The organism is Pseudoclavibacter sp. CFCC 14310 (assembly GCF_008831165.1).
Classification (GTDB): Bacteria; Actinomycetota; Actinomycetes; order Actinomycetales; family Microbacteriaceae; genus Pseudoclavibacter_A.
Window position 1 is genome coordinate 318,244 of the sequence record NZ_WBKC01000003.1, and the last position, 18,509, is coordinate 336,752.

Below are 18,509 nucleotides of genomic sequence, written 5' to 3' on the forward strand. Positions count from 1 at the left end.
GTCTGCCGCGCTCACTCGCCGGTGACGTGCTCGCCCTCGCCGACCCAGGCACGCAGTTCGTCGACGCCGTCGAAGCGCGACAGCGCTTTGCGGTGCCCATACGGCGTGTGTGCGAAGTAGTCGGCGTATGGTTCGAGCTGCACCTCGATCTGCTCCCCCGCATCGAGGTTCTGCTCGACGACGTCGATCACACCGGTCGCCACGAAGACATGCACGAACCACTCGATCTTCATCTCGGGCTGCCGCACCTCGAGCAGACGCCAGTTGCGAAACGCGTATCCGGTCTCTTCTCGCATCTCCCGCTTCGCCGCATCCAGCACCGAGGCATCCTCGGGCTCGACGCCGCCGGCCGCGACGCCGCCCATGCGCACCACGCCGTTGGGCTGGTGCTCGTTCTCGGTGATCACGTTGCCGTCATCGTCGATGCCGATGACCACGACGGTGTCAGCGCGGCGCAGCATCTCGAAGGTGGCCGTCGACCCGTCGAAGAGCGTCTGCGGCCACTGATAGGTGTCGAAGATCACTCCGCGAAAGACGAGCTCGGCCTGCTGCGGAATCAGGTGGGCGCTCTGCGGCAGCCAGCGTTCGGTCACTGCTGTGCACGCTCCAAGATCAGCTCGCGCACACGCTTGGCGTCTGCCTGGCCGTGCATGGCCTTCATGACCGCCCCGATGATCGCACCGGCCGCCTGCACCTTGCCGTCTTTGATCTTGGCGAGCACATCGGGCTGAGCCGCGAGGGCTTCGTCGATCGCCGTGGTGAGCGCCGAGTCGTCTGAGACGACCGCCAGGCCGCGCTTGTCCACGACCTCGCGGGGGCTGCCCTCGCCGGCCAGCACGCCTTCGAGCACCTGGCGCGCCAAGCGGTCGGTCAGGGTGCCCTCGTTGATCAGGGCGTCGATCTCGGCGACGTCCTCGGGCGTGACGCTCAGGTCGGCCACCTGCTGCTCGAGTGCGTTGGCGATGCGGCTGATCTCGCCCGTCCACCATTTGCGTGCGGATGCCGCAGTGGCGCCCGCCTCGACCGTCGCCTCGACCTGGTCGAGCAGACCGGCGTTGATGATGTCCTGGAACTCGCGAGCGCCGAGGCCCCACTGCTCTTTGAGGCGCCGACGACGGATCACCGGCTGCTCAGGCAGCGTGGCGCGCAGCTCTTCGACCCGTTCGGCAGACGTCACCACCGGCAGCAGGTCGGGCTCGGGCATGTAGCGGTAGTCGTCGGCGTCGCTCTTGATTCGACCCGAGATCGTGATGCCGCTGGCCTCCTGCCAGTGCCGGGTCTCCTGTGTGATGGTGCCTCCGGCGCTGAGCACGGCGGCCTGACGCTGAATCTCGTAGCGCACCGCCCGCTCGACCGAGCGCAGCGAGTTGATGTTCTTCGTCTCGGTGCGAGTGCCGAGCTTCTCCTGCCCACGGGGGCGGATGCTGACGTTCGCGTCACAGCGGATCGAACCTTGGTCCATGCGTGCGTCAGAGATTCCGAGCGCCTTGACCATGTCTCGGATGGCGGCGACGTAGTCACGGCCGATCTCAGGGGCGCGCTCTTCGGTGCCCATGATCGGCATCGTCACGATCTCGACCAGCGGCACGCCCGCGCGGTTGTAGTCGACCAGCGACGAGGTCGCACCCTGGATGCGCCCCGAGCCGCCCTGATGGGTCAGCTTGCCGGCGTCTTCTTCCATGTGCGCACGCTCGATCGGAATGTGCACCACAGTGCCGTCTTCGAGCTCGACCTCGACCGACCCCTCGTAGGCGATGGGTTCGTCGAACTGCGAGATCTGATAGGCCTTGGGCAGGTCGGGGTAGAAATACTGCTTGCGCGAGAAGCGGCAGACCTCGGCGATGCTGCAGCCCAGCGCGAGCCCCAGACGGATGCTGTCGGTGATGGCCTGCTCGTTGACCGTCGGCAGCGTGCCGGGCAGGCCAAGGCACAGGGGCGTGACGTTGGTGTTGGGGCCGTCGCCGAACTCGTTGGGAGCCCAGCTGAACATCTTGGTCTTGGTGTTGAGTTCGACGTGCACCTCGAAGCCGAGCACGGGCTCGTAGAGTTTGATGGCCTCGTCGTAGTCGAGCAGTTCGTCGCTCATCGTGCCGCTCCTTCTGAATCGTGAGCCGTGGCATCCGTCGCGGCGCCGCCCTGGGCTCCTGAACGCACTGCCAGCTGCGGAGCCTGATCGATGATCGGGCCGCCCCACTGCTGCTCGAGCAGCGTCTCGACCGCACCGGCGAACTCGTAGAGACGAGCGTCTTCGAACGCCGGAGCGAAGGTCTGCAGACCGACCGGCAGACCGTCTTCGGCGGCGAGCCCGATGGGCTGGCTGATCGCGGGGATGCCGGCGAGGTTCGCGGGAATCGTGGTGATGTCGGCGAGGTACATCGCGAGTGGATCCGACAGCTTGTCGCCGAGCGGGTAGGCGGTCGTCGGCGAGGTCGGCGAGATGAGCACGTCTGCCTCGTTGAAGGCCGCTTCGAAGTCACGCTGGATCAGCGTGCGCACCTTCTGCGCCTTGCCGTAGAACTGGTCGTAGTACCCGGCGCTCAGCGCGTAGGTGCCGAGCACGATGCGGCGCTTGACCTCGGGGCCGAAGCCGGCCTCACGAGTGGCGGCCATCATGTTCTCGACGGTGGGCTTGACGCCCTCGGGCAGCACTCGCAGACCGTAGCGCACGCCGTCGAACTTGGCGAGGTTGCTTGAGGCCTCGGCCGGCAGCACGAGGTAGTAGGCCGAGACTGCGTACTCGAAGTGCGGTGCCGAGACCTCGACGACCTCGGCGCCCTGTGCGGTGAGCAGGGCGACGGTCTCGTCGAAGCGGCTGCGCACGCCGGCCTGGAAGCCGGGCTGGTTCAGCTCGCGGATGATGCCCACCCGCAGGCCCTTGAGCGATTCGCCGGTCTGCCCGCGACGTGCGGCTGCGGCGAACGAAGGCCATTCGGTGGTCAGGCTGGTGGAGTCTTTGGGGTCGTGCCCCTTGATGACGTCGTGGATGAGAGCGGTGTCGAGCACGTTGCGCGCGACCGGCCCGATCTGGTCGAGCGAGGATGCCAGAGCGATCGCTCCCCATCGCGAGACGCCGCCGTAGGTGGGCTTCACACCCACGGTGCCGGTGAGTGCGGCAGGCTGGCGGATCGAGCCGCCAGTGTCGCTGCCGAGCGCCAGCGGAGCCTCGAATGCGGCCACGGCCGCAGCCGAGCCGCCGCCAGACCCTCCGGGGATGCGATCGAGTGACCACGGGTTGTGCGTCGGCCCGTATGCGGAGTGCTCTGTGGTCGACCCCATGGCGAACTCGTCCATGTTGGTCTTGCCGATGATCACGGTGTCATGCTGACGAAGGTGCTCGACGGCTGTGGCGTCGTATGGCGGGTTCCAGCCCTCGAGAATGCGCGAGCCCGATGTGGTGGGCTGCCCCTTCGTGGTGAGCACGTCTTTGACGGCCACCGGCACGCCCGCGAGCTGGCCCAGCTGCTCGCCGGCTGCTCGTCGCCGATCGACGTCGGCTGCGGTGGCAAGCGCCTCTTCGGTGTTGACGTGAAGGAAGGCGTGCACGTCTGCGTCGACGCCCTGGATGCGGTCCAGGTGCGCCTGTGTCGCCTCGACGGAAGAGATCTCGCCGGCAGCAAGCTGCGCGGCGAGCTCTGAGGCTGGAAGTCTGGTCAGGTCGGTCATTTCATCCGTTTCTCTGCGGGCTGGTGATGCGCGCACATGCGACGATGCGTTCTGACGTCTCGTCCGTGCGGCGAAGAGCTGGGTTCGGCCGGGTCGCGACGCGGCCTCGTCCGGAATGGGTCAGGCGCCGAGGATCGACGGCACACGGAAAGAGTTGCCGTCGCGATCGGGGGCATCGGACAAGGCTTCGTCAGGACTGAGCGTCTCGCCGACCACATCGGGGCGAAAGACGTTGGTCAGCGGAATCGGGTGACTCGTCGCCGGCACGTCGGGAGTGGCGACCTCGTTGACCGACGCGACGGCCTCGAGAATCTGCTCGAGCTGCGGCGTCAGTTCGTCGAGTTCTGCTTCAGAGAGTGCGATGCGAGAGAGGCTCGCGAGATGAGCGACTTCGTCGCGGGAGATTTCAGCCATGCATACCAGTGTAGCCAGTTCGCCCGCCTGCGATCAGCGCGCCGCAGGAAGATGTGCCGGCAGCTTGACAGAGCGCTTCGTCGAATTGCCTCGCGGCGGGGGCGATCGTACAATGACGCACCAATGTCCCCCGATAATCTTCCTCCCGCATCCAATCACCATGTCTCGCCCTCGGAGCCCTCGTCGGCTTCCACGGTGCGAACGCCCGCCTCTCAGCCGGCAGCCTCCGACAGAACCACCGCGATGCCCGGCGGCTCGCCCGAGAAGAGGGTGCGCCTGATCGTCTTCATCGCCACGATGGGTGCGATCGGCTTCGGCTACGACACCGGCGTCATCAGCGGTGCGCTGCCGTTCCTCACGCTGCCGCAGAGCGAGGGCGGCCTCGCGCTCACACCCCTGCTCGAAGGCATCGTCACCTCGTCACTGGTGTTCGGCGCCGCTCTCGGCGCCGTCGTGGGAGGCAGACTCGCCGACGGCATCGGCCGACGCCGCTCGCTGCTGCTGCTCGCCGCGATCTTCGTGATCGGGTCGGTGGGCACCGCTCTGGCGCCCACGGTGACGGTCATGGTGATATTCCGCATCGTGCTGGGGCTCGCCGTCGGCGGCGCCTCCACGGTCGTGCCCATCTTCATCGGCGAGGTCGCGCCTCCGGACAAACGCGACCGTCTCGTCTCGCAGAACGAGCTGATGATCGTGACCGGTCAGCTGCTGGCCTATACGTTCAACGCGATCATCGCCGCGGTCAGCGACTCGCACGGCACCTGGCGCATCATGCTGATGATCTGCGCGATCCCTCCTGTGCTGCTCTTCGCCGGCATGCTCTTCGCGCCCGAGTCGCCGCGCTGGCTCGCTGCCAACGGGCAGCAGAAGCGCGCCTGGCGTGTGCTACGGCTGCTGCGCCCGCGGCCGCAGGCGGCCAAAGAGGTGAAGGCCATCACCGCCTCGATCGGGATCGTCAAAGACGAGCCGAAGGCCTCATGGCGCGATCTGAGAGTTCGATGGATTCGCCGGGTCGTGCTGATCGGCGTCGGCCTCGGCGCCGTGCTGCAGCTCTCCGGGGTGAACTCGGTGATGTACTTCGCTCCCACGATTCTGCGTGAGAGCGGGCTGGGCACGCAGGCCTCGCTGGTCGCCACCATCGGCAACGGAGTCATCGCCGTTCTCGCCACGCTGGTCGGCATCAAGTCGCTCGCAAGGCTGCCTCGCCGACGCATGCTCGTCATCGGTCTGAGCGGCATCGTCTCAGCACATGTGCTGCTGGGGCTGGCCTTCCTGCTGCCCACGAGCTTCGCCCGCAGCATGCTGATCCTGGCCCTGATGATGGTGTTCCTCTTCTTCATCCAGTCGATGGTCGCCGTGGTCTACTGGCTGATGATGAGCGAGCTGTTCCCCCTGCGCATCCGCGGCTTCGCCGCCGGCATCGCCATCTGCATGCAGTGGGTGTTCAACGGCGCCGTCGCGCTGCTCTTTCCGAGTCTGCTCGACGCGATCGGTGGCACGACGTTCTTCATCTTCGCCGCCGTCAACGTGCTCAGCCTGATCTTCGTGCTGACCGTCGTGCCTGAGACCTACGGCCGCTCGCTCGAGCAGATCGAACAGGATCTGCAGCGCACCGAGTGATGCGCTGCGGCGTCATTCGGCCGTTTCGTGCTGGGTGCCGTCGTGCACCTCGCCGACGAGCACTTCGATGATGTCTTCGAAGAACAGCACCCCGGTCACATGGCCGCTGCCGTCGGAGACCCGGGCGACGTGCGCGCCCTGCCGCTGCATGATCGTCAGTGCGTCTTCGAGTTCGGTGCCAGCGCTGATCGTGATCAGCGGCCGGATGCGATCGACCGGAATCGGCGAACGGTAGCGGTCGGCCGGCAGGTCGAGCACGTCCTTCAGATGCACGTAGCCGACGAGCGCCCCCTGCGGCCCGCGAATGAGAAAGCGGGAGAAGCCGTCCTCCGCGACGGCGTCCTCGACGTCGTCGGGCGTCGCGCTCTGTGACAGGGTGCGCAGCTGGGCGGTCGGCACCGCGACATCCACCGCACGCTTCTCGGTGAACTCGAAGGTGTTGCCGAGCGTGCCCGCACGGTCGTCGAGCGTGCCCTCCTTCGTCGACTCGGCGACGATCGTGGCGACTTGGTCGAGGGTGAATGCGGTGCTCGCGGCGTGCTGTGGTTTGACCCCGAACACGATCAACACCAGGTCGGCGCCCTTGTTGAGCGCCCAGATCACCGGTTTGAAGATCTTGTCGAAGCCGACCAGCGGCGTCGCCAGCAGCAGCACCGCGCGATCCGGAACCGAGAACGCGATGTTCTTCGGCACCATCTCGCCGAAGACCACGTGCAGGAACGACACCAGCACCAGTGTGATCACGAAGGCCACGGTGCCCGTGACCGCATCGTTGAGCCCGAGCCAGCCGAGCGGCACCTCGAGCAGGTGGTGAATGGCCGGCTCTGAGACGTTCAGAATCAGCAGCGAGCAGATGGTGATGCCCAGCTGAGTCGCCGCCAGCATGAGGGTGGCGTGCTCCATGGCCCACAACGCGGTCTTGGCTCGGCGGTTGCCTGCCTCGGCCAGCGGTTCGATCTGCGAACGGCGAGCGGTCACCACGGCGAACTCTGCGCCGACGAAGAAGGCATTGCCGAAGAGCAGCACGACCAACCAGAGAATTCCTGCCCAGTCATTCATCGTGCGTCACCGCCTTCCTGCGCGCGCTCGTGCGCAGCGGCGATCTCGACCAGCGGCGCCGGCGCGAAACGCACCCGGTCGACGCGGCGGCCGTCCATCACCGTGACGACGAACGTGCCGACTCCGGGTTCTTCGACGGCGTCGCCCGGTTGTGGGATGCGCCCCAGGCGTTCCATCACGAATCCGCCCAACGTGTCATATGCGCTGCCTTCGGGAAAGCTCACCTGCACCTGTTCGGCCATCTCGTCTGCGCGCAGCAGACCGGGCAGCAGCCAGTTGCCGCTGCGAGTGCGCACCGCTCCCAGGCTCAGTCGGTCGTGTTCGTCCGCCACCTCGCCCACCAGCTCTTCGACCAGGTCTTCGAGCGTCACGACTCCGGCGGTGCCGCCGTATTCGTCGACCACGACGGCCATCTGCAGACTGCGGCCGCGCAGTTCGCCCAACAGCGTGTCGAGCGACATCGTCTCTGGCACACGGGCGATCGGCACCATGAGCGCTTTGACCTTCACCTGACTGCGCTGGTCGCGTTCGATGCCCACGGCCTGTTTCACATGCACGAGGCCGAGCACGTCATCGCCGTCGCGACCGATCACAGGAAACCGCGAGAAGCCCGTTCTGCGGGTCAGGTCGATGACGTCCTGCGCGGTGTCGACGGCCTCCACGTGCTGCACGCTCGGCCGCGGGGTCATCACGTCACCGGCCGTCAGCTCTGAGAAGTCGAGCGTCTTGGTCAGCAGCGTCGCCGTCTGCGAGTCGAGGCTGCCGGCCAGCGCGGCGCGTTTGACCAGTGACGAGAGCTCCTCGGCGCTGCGTGCCGACGAGAGCTCCTCCTGCGGCTCGATCCCGAAGCCGTGCAGCACCAGGTTGCTGGTGTCGTTGAGCAGGATGACCGCCGGTTTGAAGATGGTGGTGAACACCAGCTGAAAGGGCACCACGATCCTGGCCACCACCATCGGTCGGGCCAGTGCGAAGTTCTTGGGCACCAGCTCGCCGAAGAGCATGGAGAGCACGGTCGCCACGATGACCGCGAGAATCGAGCTGATCGTGCCCGCCCAGGGCTCGGGCAGACGCATCAGGTCGAACAGCGGCGCCATGAAGGATGACAGCGCCGGTTCGAGCGTATAGCCGGCGAGCAGCGTGGTCAGGGTGATTCCCAGCTGCGCGCTGGAGAGATGCGTGGCGGTCTGGCGCAGCGCACCGATGATGCGCTCGAGTCCCTTTTCACCGCGATCGCGACGTGCTTCGAGATCAGCACGGTCGATGTTCACCAGGGTGAACTCGGCGGCCACGAACATGCCGGTTCCCAAGGTCAGCAGAATGCCGATCAGGAACAGGATGAGGTCGTTCAACGGATCGCTCACCAGCTCTCGGGGAGGGCGCGGCCCTCTTCGTATCCGGCAGCCGACTGGATGCCGATGGTCGCGCGCTCGCGGAACTGGGCGAGATCGGCGGCACCGGCATACGTCGCCGCAGAGCGAACGCCTGCGGTGATCTGGTCGAGGATGTCTTCGGTCGACGGAGTGAGCGGATCGATGTAGAGCTTCGAGTCGCTGATGCCCTCAGAGAAGATCGACTTGCGAGCCTGCTCCAGCGGGGTGAGCTTCGCGAATCGGCCCGCGACCGCCTTCGAAGAGGCCATGCCGTAGTTGCGTTTGAAGAGACGCCCGGCCTCGTCACGCTCGACGACGCCCGGAGACTCGATGGTGCCGGCCAGCCAGGAGCCGATCATCACGGCATTGGCTCCGGCGGCGAGCGCCAGCGCGACGTCGCGCGGGTAGCGCACTCCCCCGTCGGCCCAGACTCCGGCGCCGATCGAGCGAGCGGTCGTCGCGGCCTCGAGCACGGCTGAGAACTGTGGCCGGCCGACCGAGGTCATCATGCGGGTGGTGCACATGGCCCCCGGTCCGACCCCGACTTTGACGATGTCGGCACCGGCGGCGACGAGATCTTCGACCCCCTGCGCGGTGACCACGTTGCCGGCGACCACGGCGTGGGTCTTCGAGACGCTGCGCACCGCTTCGAGCGCGTTGAGCATCTGTTTCTGGTGGCCGTGTGCGGTGTCGACCACGAGCACGTCGACACCGGCGGCGATGAACGCCTCGGCCCGACCCGCGACGTCGCCGTTGATGCCGATCGCCGCGGCCACCCGAAGGCGCCCCTGCGCATCGACGTTGGGGCGGTACACCGTCGAGCGCATCGCCTGCTTCTGGTTGACCGTGCCGAGCAGACGGTCACCGTCGAAGACGGCCGCGAGCTGGTGACCACGATCGTGCAGGGTGTTGAAAAGCGTTTCGGCGTCGGGCACTTCGCTCTGCTGCAGCACCGGCTGGTCGCCATGGACGAGGTCGCCGAGCCGAGCGTCGTCGAGTGCGCGAGAGAGCACCGTGGCAGACAGAACGCCGACGAACCCGCCTTGGGCATCCTGCACGACGAAGCCGTGTCCCTCTGCAGGAGGGAGCATCCGCTTCGCCTGGGCGACCTGCAGGTCGGCGTCGACCAGGAAAGGCGAGGCGAACCGAGACGAACGCTCTTTGACCCAGGCGACCGCATCGAGCAGTGACTGTTCGTCCATGTCTTGGGGCAGCACGCCGAGACCGCCGCGGCGTGCCAGAGAGGCGGCAAGCCGCGGGCCGGTGACGGCGTTCATGTTCGCGGCGACGATCGGCGTGGTCATTCCGGTGACGTCGTCGCTGGCCAGATCGACGCGCAGACGTGACCCGACCTCGCTGCGCGAGGGAATCAGGAAGACATCTGAATAGGTCAGATCGTATTGGGGCCGCGAATCATAGAAGCGCATGCAGTCAACGCTAGTGCATCGCTTTCGGTTGCTGGTGAGCTGCGGGCGCTGGTTCCACGCCCCGGCGATCGGTTCCAACATCTGTCGGAGAATCATCGACGTCGAATTCGGCCGTTCGGGGAATGCCGGTAGGGTTGTCTCGTCAGCATTTCGATGAAGAGAGGCGATTGTCTTGGCCACCAGCGGATCAGGCAGCTTCGACCCCCAGGAATTCGGGGCCAACCAATGGCTCGTCGAGCAGGTCTACGAGCAGTTTCAGAAAGACCCGGCTAGCGTCGATAAGGAATGGTTGCCCATTCTGCAGAACTATCGCCCCGACAGCGCGGTGAAACCCGCCGCAGAGCAGCCGGCGCCCGCCAGCACCGGAGTCGAGCACGCGCCCTCGGGCGGTGCGCGTCTCTCCGACGGCACGACCGACGCACGTCTCGATCGGCAGGCGCAGCTGGCTCAGCAGGCCGAAGAAGACCTGCACAGCACGCCGCACCCCGGCCCTGTGCCCCCGGTGCGCTCGACGCTGCCCACGGCGTCTCCGTTCCCGACCGCCTCGATTCCGATCGTCGGCGACCTGCCGGTGGCTCGCACCACGAACTTCGCCCCTGCGCCAAAGCCGATTCCCGCTGATCGCAACACGCAGCTGGCCAAGCCCGTCGGTGAGACTGCCGCAGAGCCCGACGCTCGCGAACCCGTGGTCACCCCGCTGCGTGGCATGCCCAAGGCGCTTGCCCGCAACATGGACGAGTCGCTGACCGTTCCCACCGCGACCAGTGTGCGCACGATCCCAGCGAAGATCCTCATCGACAACCGCATCGTGATCAACAACCATCTCAAGCGTTCGCTCGGCGGCAAGGTGTCGTTCACACAGATCATCGGCTGGGCGCTCGTCCAGGCGCTGAAGAGCTTCCCCAGCCAGAACGTCTACTACGACGTGGTCGACGGCAAGCCGTCGGTCGTGCAGCCCGCGCACATCAACCTCGGCATCGCCGTCGATGTGCCGAAGAAAGACGGCACTCGAGCGCTGCTGGTGCCCGGCATCAAGCAGACCGAAGAGATGGACTTCGAGCAGTTCATCACCGCCTACGACCAAGTGGTCGACAAAGCCCGTCACAACAAGCTGACCGCCGATGACTTCAGCGGCGTCACCATCTCGCTCACCAACCCCGGAGGCATCGGAACGGTGCACTCCGTGCCGCGCCTGATGAAGGGGCAGGGCACGATCATCGGCGCCGGCGCGCTCAACTACCCCGCTGAGTACTCCGGCGTGAGCGCCGAGACGATCGCCAAGCTGGGCATCTCGAAGGTCGTCACGCTGACCTCGACCTACGACCACCGCGTCATCCAGGGTGCCGGCTCTGGCCAGTTCCTCAAGATCGTGCACGAGCTGCTGCTCGGCGACCACGGCTTCTATGACGACATCTTCGAGTCGCTGCGGCTGCCCTACGAGCCGGTGCGCTGGGTGCCCGATGTGGCCATCAACTCGTCTGACGAGGTCGGCCGCGCCGCCCGCGTGCAGCAGCTGATCCACGCCTACCGGGTGCGAGGTCACCTGATCGCCAACATCGACCCGCTGGAGTACCACCAGCGCCGCCACCCCGACCTGGACATCCTGACGCACGGCCTGACGCACTGGGATCTCGACCGGTCGTTCGTGACCGGAGGCATCACCGGCGCGCCCACGGCCAAGCTGCGCGAGATCTTGGGTCAGCTGCGAGACAGCTACTGCCGCAATGTGGGCGTCGAGTACATGCATATTCAAGACCCCGAGCAGCGTGAGTGGCTGCAGGATCAGCTCGAACGCCCGTACTCCAAGCCCGGGCACGACACACAGCTGCACATCCTGAAGAAGCTCAACGAGGCCGAGGCTTTCGAGACCTTCCTGCAGACGAAGTTCGTCGGGCAGAAGCGCTTCTCGCTCGAAGGCAGCGAATCGCTCATCGCCCTGCTCGACGAGGTGCTGCAGCGCGCGGCCGACGAAGAGCTCGACGAGGTCGGCATCGGCATGGCCCACCGCGGCCGTCTGAACGTGCTGACGAACATCGCCGGCAAGACCTACGCACAGGTGTTCCGCGAGTTCGAAGGCACCCAGCCGCAGCAGACCGGTTCGGGCGATGTGAAGTACCACCTCGGCACCGAAGGCGTGTTCACGAGTGAGCAGGAGCGTCAGGTCAAGGTGTACTTGGCCGCGAACCCCTCGCACCTCGAGGTGGTCAACACGGTGCTCGAAGGCATCGTGCGCGCCAAGCAGGATGCACAGCCGCACAAGACGTTCAATGTGCTGCCGATTCTGGTGCACGGCGACGCGGCCTTCGCCGGCCAGGGCTCGGTCTACGAGGCGCTGCAGATGTCGCAGCTGCGCGGATACCGCACCGGCGGCACCATCCACGTGATCGTCAACAACCAGATCGGTTTCACGACCAAGCCGTACGACGGTCGTTCGTCGGTCTACCCGACCGATGTCGGCCGTACGATCCAGGCGCCGATCTTCCATGTGAACGGCGATGACCCGGAGTCCGTCGTGCGCGTGGCCGAACTGGCCTTCCAGTACCGGCAGCGCTTCCACGGCGACGTGCTCATCGACATGGTCAGCTACCGTCGTCGCGGCCACAACGAGGGCGACGATCCGTCGATGACCCAGCCTCTGATGTACGGCATCATCGAGTCGAAGCGCTCGGTGCGTGCGCTCTACACCTCGGCGCTGATCGGTCGTGGCGACATCACGCAAGAGGAGTACGACAAGGCCGACGCCGACTTCCACGCGGAGCTCGAGCGCGCGTTCAACGAGACGCACGCCGCCCAGAAAGAGTCGTACGAGGAGTCGCTCGGCGCAGGCGGCCACACTGCGCGTGCGATCAACGACATCCAGCTGCCCGAGGCACAGCAGCACGAGGCTGCAGCGGCAGGCGGCACCTTCGAACGGGCCACCAGCATTCCGCAGGCCCTCGTCGAGCGCATCGGTGACGCCCACGTGGCGGTGCCTGAGGGTTTCACCGTGCATCGCAAGCTCAAGAAGGTGCTCGAGAAGCGCTTCGAGATGTCACGCAATGGCCATATCGACTGGGCGTTCGGCGAGCTGCTCGCCTTCGGTTCGCTGCTCGTGCAGGGTGTGCCGGTGCGCTTCACCGGTCAGGACTCCCGTCGCGGCACGTTCGTGCAGCGCCATGCGGTGCTGCACGATCAGAAGAACGGCCAGGAGTGGTTCCCACTGCTGAACCTCGCCAACGAGCAGGCCGGCTTCTGGATCTACGACTCACTTCTCAGCGAGTTCGCAGTCATGGCGTTCGAGTACGGCTACTCGGTCGAGAACACCAAAGCGCTGACGCTGTGGGAGGGCCAGTTCGGCGACTTCGCCAACGGCGCTCAGACCGTCATCGACGAGTTCATCAGCTCGGCTGAGCAGAAGTGGGGTCAGCGTTCAGGGCTCGTGCTGCTGCTGCCGCACGGTTACGAGGGTCAGGGCCCTGACCATTCGTCGGCACGTATCGAACGGTACCTGTCGCTTGCCGCGCAGGAGAACTTGATCGTGGCCCAGCCTTCGACGCCGGCCTCGCACTTCCATCTGCTGCGCCGTCAGGCGTTCAGCCGGCCACAGCATCCGCTGATCGTGATCACCCCGAAGTCGATGCTGCGTCTGAAGACGGCGGTGAGCCCAGTCGAAGACTTCACGCACGGCCAGTTCGAGCCGGTGCTCGACGAGACCCGTTCAATCGACAAGAATGCGGTACGTCGCGTCGTCGTGGTCAGCGGCCGTCTCTACTGGGAGATGCTGGCCGCGCTGCAGAAGTCAGGTGACACCACGGTCGCACTGGTTCGTCTTGAGCAGTACTACCCGCTGCCTGAGGCAGAGCTTCGGCGGGTGCTCGCACAGTATCCGAACGCCGAACTCGTCTTCGCGCAGGACGAGCCCGAAAACCAGGGTGCCTGGCCGTTCCTCGCACTGCACATGCCGAAAGCCGTGGGCGACCGAGAGGTGCAGGTCGTCTCGCGCGAGGCCGCGGCTTCGCCTGCGACCGGCTCGCAGTTCAGGCACAAGCAGCAGGAAGCAGACCTGATCGAGCGCGCCTTCGGCTGATCGTCGCCGCAGACGTGAAGAGGCCCGGCCGGAGAAAATCTCCGGCCGGGCCTCTTCACGTTGTGCGATCGTCGCGGCGGGCCGTCAGCGAAGCCGACGCAGCCGACGACCTGAGCGACGCAGCGAGTCAGTCTTCGACGTACAGAATCAGTGTTCGGCGTGCAGGGTGCGCAGACGTGCCACCACCCGGCGCTTCAACGCCTCGGGAGCCTCTTCACGACACCCTCGTAGGATCACCTCGGTGAGCACCATGCTCACCTGGTGCTCGCTGGTGCACTCCGGGCAGGTGCGCATGTGTTCGTCGAAGACCCTCGCCTCATCGGCCGTGAGTTCGGCATGCACGTACTCTTCGATCTGTTCACGCACATGCTCGCACTCGGTGATCGCCGCATCGTTCTCGCTTTTGCGAATCATTTGTCGTTCACCGCCTTCTTCTTCGCCGTCGTGCTCTTCGCACGTGTCGACCGCTTGTTCGCCGCCGACTTGTCGCTGAGCCCGAGCTGCTTCGCATAGTCGGCAAGCTCGGTGCGCAGCAGCTTTCGACCGCGATGCAGGCGCGACATCACAGTGCCGATCGGGGTCTTCATCACGTCTGCGATCTCTTGGTACGAGAAGCCTTCGACGTCGGCCAGCAGCACCGCCAGCCGAAAGTCTTCGGGAAGGTTCTGCAGCGCCTCTTTCACCTGCGACTCGGGCATACGGTCAAGGGCCTCGATCTCGGCCGACCGCGAAGACGTCGCAGTCGCCGACTCGGCACCGCCCATCTGCCACTCTTCCAGAGCGTCGATGCTCTCAGTGCCTTTGGTGCGCTGCTTTTTGCGATACGTGTTGATGTACGTGTTGGTCAGAATGCGGTAGAGCCACGCTTTGAGATTGGTGCCCTGTCGAAACGATCCGAACGCCTGGAACGCCTTGGCATATGTCTCTTGCACGAGGTCTTGGGCGTCAGACGGGTTTCGAGTCATGCGCATCGCCACACCGTAGAGCTGGTCGATGAATGGCATGGCCTGCTGCTGAAACAGCTCGCGACGTTCGTCTGCCGACAGCCGTGTGACGTCGAGCGGAGCCTGCGTCGGCTCTTCGGGCAGCGGCTCAGGAGTCGAGCTCTGCGAACTTTCGTGATCGGTGGTCGGGGATGTCATCCTGCCCAAGTCTACCGGTCTCTCTGCGAGACATGTCGCTGTCAACGGATGCGTCCTCTCGCCTCGCCTGTGCAGTCACTGCTGCCGATACACTTAACAACGATGCAGATACGTGGCTATTCCAGAGACGGCGAGCGCGCCGCGACCGATGTCCCTCCCACACGACCATGGGTGGCCCCCACCCCGGCTGGCCCTGTGACCGGAACGGTGCGCATTCCCGGTTCGAAGTCGCTGACGAACCGCGAGCTGGTGCTGGCTGCTCTGGCCGACGCCCCCTCAGTGCTGCGAGCGCCGTTGCACTCCCGCGACAGTGCTCTGATGATCGAGGCGCTGCGACAGCTCGGCGCCCGCATCGAGCCGGTGGCGGATGCCCCGCGCGACCCCGCCTCCCCCGCTGCGTCCGCCTTCCTCACTGGTCTGCCGACCACGGCGTCCGCTGCCGCCTCGACGGATCGCAGCGGCGACCTGCGCGTCACTCCGATCACCGACGTGCACGGCAGCGTCTCGATCGACTGCGGCCTGGCGGGCACGGTCATGCGCTTCGTGCCGCCGATCGCAGCGATGGCGATGGGGCCGGTCGGCTTCGACGGTGACCCGCACGCCCGGCAGCGGCCCATGCGGGCGATCATCGAGGCGCTGCGACAGCTCGGCGTCGACGTGGCCGACGACGGTCGCGGCGGCATGCCGTTCACCGTGCACGGCACCGGATCGGTGAGCGGTTCGCACATTCGCATCGACGCCTCTGCTTCGAGTCAGTTCGTCTCGGCTCTGCTGCTTGCGGCGCCCCGGTATCAGGGTGTCACGACGATCGAGCATGTGGGTGATCGCGTGCCCAGCCTGCCGCACATCGAGATGACGATCGCGACACTCGCCGAGCACGGGGTCACTGTCGAGCGACTGGGGCCCACCTGTTGGCGGGTGGCCGAGCAGCCGATCGCCGGAGCCGATGTGCGACTCGAGCCGGATCTCTCGAACGCGGCTCCTTTTCTGGCCGCGGCCCTGGTGACCGGCGGTCAGGTCTCGGTCGACGGCTGGCCCGCCAGCACCACACAGGTCGGGGCGCTGCTGCCCGAGCTCTTCGCTGCGTTCGGCGGTCGTTCCGAACTCGCAGAGGGTGTGCTGACGCTCAGCGGCAGCGGCGAACTGCATGGCGCCGATCTCGATCTCTCAGCAGCCGGCGAGCTGGCTCCGACCATCGCGGCAGTCGCGGCACTGGCTGACACACCGAGTCGGCTGCGCGGTATCGCGCATCTGCGCGGGCACGAAACCGATCGTCTCGCGGCGCTCGAGAACGACATCAACGGACTGGGCGGCCGGGCGAGACAGACCGACGACGGGCTGATCATCGAGCCTGCCGAGCTGCACGGGGGGTCGTGGCAGGCCTATGCCGATCATCGCATGGCCACGGCCGGCGCAGTGATCGGACTGCTGGTGACCGACGTCGAAGTTGACGACATCAACTCGACCGGCAAGACCCTGCCCGACTTCGCAGGAATGTGGTCGGAGCTGGTCGAACCTCCGAAGACCGACCTGCTGAGTCTGGGCATCTGAGATGACCTGGACAGAGAGCGACGCCGAAGAGCGCGGGCTGTGGGACGACTATGACGAGTCGGACGTGCGGGTGCGGCCGAACCCCAAGGCCAACCGTCCGCGCAGCAAGAGACGACCTGCGCACGACGACGCGCAGCAGGCCTTCGTCATCGCGGTCGATCGCGGTCGCTACCAGCTCGAGGTGGCATCCACCGGCCAGCCGGTCACTGCCGCCCGGGCACGCGAGCTGCGCCGCAAACAGATCGTGGTCGGCGATCGTGTGGCTGTGGTCGGCGATCTCAGCGGAGACGACGGCACGCTCGCCCGCATCGTGCGTGTCGAGCCGCGCACGACGGTGCTGCGGCGCAGTGCCGACGACATCGACTCAGTCGAACGTGTGGTGGTGGCCAACGCAGACCGGCTGATCATCGTGGTGGCCGCCGCGCAGCCGGATCCAAGCCTCGGATTTATCGATCGGTGCATCGTCGCCGCGCTCGACGCCGGCATCGTTCCCATCGTGGCCGTCACGAAGACCGACCTGGCGAGCGCCGCGCCGGTGCACGAGCATCTCGCGGGTCTCGATATCGAAGTGCTTGAGAGCCGTGCCGACCGCTTCGCGAGCGATGCTGTGATCGACGTCGCCCTCGGGCACATCGCGGTGCTGATCGGACACTCGGGCGTGGGCAAGTCCACGCTGCTGAACGCGGTGGTGCCCGAGGCCGATCGCGCGACCGGGCACGTCAACGCGGTGACCGGTCGAGGCCGGCACACGTCGTCGTCTGCGCTGGCCTGCCGAGTCGAGGCGGTCGCGGCGAATGCTGCGGATACCGCGGATGTCGGAGCCGGTGAAGCCGGAGCCGGTGAAGCCGCTGCCCCAGGCCGCTCGAATCGCGGAGGCGGCTCGCGCGACTCGGCTGGCGAGCGCGACTCGGCGGTCGCCATGGCATCCCACGACGACGATCACGTCGCGGTCGACGCACGCCACGGGTGGCTCATCGACACACCGGGAGTGCGATCGTTCGGGCTCGGCCATGTGCAGGCCGATCGGGTGTTCCAGGCATTCCCAGATCTCGAGTCGCTGGTGCCGGTCGTCGCGCAGACTCCCATCGAGCAGCTCGACGCAGACGAGCTCGCAGCGGGGCTGCCCTCAGAGCTGCATCAGCGCGTGCATTCGCTGGTGCGGGTGCTGCGCAACCTGCACGATCGCCCGAAGTACTGACCGCGAGCCCTTCGACGGGTCGTCGGAACCTGTCGGCGTGCCGACAGCAGTGCGATTGAGCGGGCGCGGGTACCCTTGAGGCATGTCGTTCACGCTCGCGCAGGATCTCTCGTTCGCTCTCACTCTGGCTGATGCCGCCGATCAGGTGACCACCTCCCGTTTTCGCGTCACCGATCTCGACGTGCAGACCAAGTCCGATGACTCAGAGGTCACCGATGCCGATCTGGCGACCGAGCGCCGGCTGCGCGAGCTGGTCGCCGAGGAGCGCCCCGATGACACCGTCTACGGCGAGGAGTACGGCGGCGAGCGCCAACCCGGCCGGCAGTGGATCATCGACCCGATCGACGGCACTGGCAACTACTTTCGCGGTGTGCCGGTGTGGGCGACGCTGATCGCTCTGGTCGTCGACGGCGAGCCGGTCGTGGGCGTGGTGAGCGCTCCGCTGCTGGCGCGGCGCTGGTGGGCGGCGCAGGGTTCTGGAGCGTTCGGCGTCTTCGCAGACGGCGAGCCAGAGCGGCTGCAGGTGTCTGCGGTCGATCGGCTGAGCGACGGCTTCGTGAGCATCGGCAGCCTCGACCAGTGGGATCTGGTCGACCAGCGCGCCGAGGCGATCGCTCTGCTCGACGCGTCGCACCGGCATCGGATGTTCGGCGACTTTCTGCCGTACATGCTGGTCGCAGACGGTTCGGTGGATGTCGTGGCCGAGCCCGATCTGAAGCCGTACGACATGGCGGCGCTGGTTCCGATCATCACCGAGGCCGGGGGGCGGTTCAGCTCGACCGCGGGCGTTCCTGGCATTTGGGAGGGAGCTGCCCTCGCCACCAACGGTCGTGTGCATGACGAGGCTCTGCGTGTGCTGAACCCGCGCTGATCTGAGCTGCCCCCTGCCCTCTGCCTGTCTGCTTGGCTGCCTGGCTGGCTGGGCTGGCTGCCTGCCTGCCTGCCTGGCTGGCCGCCTGGCTGCCTGGCGCAGACGCGCCGATGCCGTCTCTGCACAAG

General features: G+C 66.4%; 14 protein-coding genes. 5 read left to right on the plus strand and 9 right to left on the minus strand.

Going from position 1 to position 18,509, the window contains the following annotated elements; all coding sequences use genetic code 11:
- Positions 1–11 precede the first annotated feature (11 nt).
- The 4 genes from F8O06_RS08830 to gatC form a co-directional block, all read right to left on the minus strand.
- On the minus strand, positions 12–593 hold the full coding sequence (locus F8O06_RS08830; RefSeq protein WP_158038265.1) for an NUDIX hydrolase: 582 nt from the start codon (positions 591–593) through the stop codon (positions 12–14).
- The gene (gatB, locus tag F8O06_RS08835) at positions 590–2,086 is read right to left on the minus strand and encodes an Asp-tRNA(Asn)/Glu-tRNA(Gln) amidotransferase subunit GatB (protein WP_158038266.1); all 1,497 of its coding nucleotides are present in this window, start codon (positions 2,084–2,086) and stop codon (positions 590–592) included. The genes F8O06_RS08830 and gatB overlap by 4 nt, the downstream gene beginning before the upstream one ends.
- Positions 2,083–3,663, minus strand: a complete 1,581-nt coding sequence (gene gatA / locus F8O06_RS08840) for an Asp-tRNA(Asn)/Glu-tRNA(Gln) amidotransferase subunit GatA (RefSeq protein WP_158038267.1) — start codon at positions 3,661–3,663, stop codon at positions 2,083–2,085. The genes gatB and gatA overlap by 4 nt, the downstream gene beginning before the upstream one ends.
- A gap of 120 nt (positions 3,664–3,783) precedes the next feature.
- The gene (gene gatC, locus F8O06_RS08845) at positions 3,784–4,077 is read right to left on the minus strand and encodes an Asp-tRNA(Asn)/Glu-tRNA(Gln) amidotransferase subunit GatC (RefSeq protein WP_158031053.1); all 294 of its coding nucleotides are present in this window, start codon (positions 4,075–4,077) and stop codon (positions 3,784–3,786) included.
- 123 nt (positions 4,078–4,200) lie between these two features.
- Here gatC and F8O06_RS08850 point away from each other — a divergent pair, with 123 nt between their 5' ends.
- Positions 4,201–5,697: a sugar porter family MFS transporter gene (locus F8O06_RS08850; protein WP_158038268.1), complete on the plus strand. Its 1,497-nt coding sequence runs from the start codon at positions 4,201–4,203 to the stop codon at positions 5,695–5,697.
- A gap of 12 nt (positions 5,698–5,709) precedes the next feature.
- On the opposite strand, the gene F8O06_RS08855 is transcribed toward F8O06_RS08850, so the two are convergent.
- Genes F8O06_RS08855 through F8O06_RS08865 form a run of 3 tightly spaced genes read right to left on the minus strand, consistent with a single transcriptional unit; the run spans position 5,710 to position 9,553 of the window.
- Positions 5,710–6,756, minus strand: coding sequence for a hemolysin family protein (locus tag F8O06_RS08855; RefSeq protein WP_158031052.1), 1,047 nt, complete (start codon positions 6,754–6,756; stop codon positions 5,710–5,712).
- Positions 6,753–8,117 carry a hemolysin family protein gene (locus tag F8O06_RS08860; RefSeq protein ID WP_263969993.1) on the minus strand — a complete coding sequence of 455 codons (1,365 nt, stop codon included), beginning with the start codon at positions 8,115–8,117 and terminating at the stop codon, positions 6,753–6,755. The genes F8O06_RS08855 and F8O06_RS08860 overlap by 4 nt, the downstream gene beginning before the upstream one ends.
- Positions 8,114–9,553 carry a GuaB1 family IMP dehydrogenase-related protein gene (locus F8O06_RS08865; RefSeq protein ID WP_158031051.1) on the minus strand — a complete coding sequence of 480 codons (1,440 nt, stop codon included), beginning with the start codon at positions 9,551–9,553 and terminating at the stop codon, positions 8,114–8,116. Before F8O06_RS08865 ends, F8O06_RS08860 begins: the two co-directional genes overlap by 4 nt.
- Before the next feature lie 172 nt (positions 9,554–9,725).
- Between F8O06_RS08865 and F8O06_RS08870 the strand changes: the two genes are divergently transcribed.
- Positions 9,726–13,619 (plus strand): multifunctional oxoglutarate decarboxylase/oxoglutarate dehydrogenase thiamine pyrophosphate-binding subunit/dihydrolipoyllysine-residue succinyltransferase subunit, encoded by a 3,894-nt coding sequence (locus F8O06_RS08870; protein ID WP_158038269.1) that lies wholly within the window; start codon positions 9,726–9,728, stop codon positions 13,617–13,619.
- A 147-nt stretch (positions 13,620–13,766) separates the two neighbouring features.
- Here F8O06_RS08870 and F8O06_RS08875 read toward each other — a convergent pair whose 3' ends face one another.
- Positions 13,767–14,033, minus strand: coding sequence for an anti-sigma factor family protein (locus F8O06_RS08875; protein ID WP_158038270.1), 267 nt, complete (start codon positions 14,031–14,033; stop codon positions 13,767–13,769).
- Positions 14,030–14,761, minus strand: a complete 732-nt coding sequence (locus F8O06_RS08880) for a sigma-70 family RNA polymerase sigma factor (protein WP_158038271.1) — start codon at positions 14,759–14,761, stop codon at positions 14,030–14,032. Before F8O06_RS08880 ends, F8O06_RS08875 begins: the two co-directional genes overlap by 4 nt.
- A gap of 102 nt (positions 14,762–14,863) precedes the next feature.
- On the opposite strand from F8O06_RS08880, the gene aroA reads away from it, so the two are divergent.
- From aroA to F8O06_RS08895, 3 genes are all read left to right on the plus strand, one after another.
- A complete protein-coding gene (gene aroA / locus F8O06_RS08885; RefSeq protein ID WP_158038272.1) occupies positions 14,864–16,312 on the plus strand; it encodes a 3-phosphoshikimate 1-carboxyvinyltransferase in 1,449 nt (482 codons plus the stop codon).
- Between the two features lies 1 nt (position 16,313).
- Positions 16,314–17,510 (plus strand): ribosome small subunit-dependent GTPase A, encoded by a 1,197-nt coding sequence (locus tag F8O06_RS08890; RefSeq protein WP_158038273.1) that lies wholly within the window; start codon positions 16,314–16,316, stop codon positions 17,508–17,510.
- A gap of 82 nt (positions 17,511–17,592) precedes the next feature.
- Entirely contained in the window at positions 17,593–18,381 is a 789-nt protein-coding gene (locus F8O06_RS08895) for an inositol monophosphatase family protein (RefSeq protein ID WP_158038274.1), read from the plus strand.
- Positions 18,382–18,509: the final 128 nt, after the last annotated feature.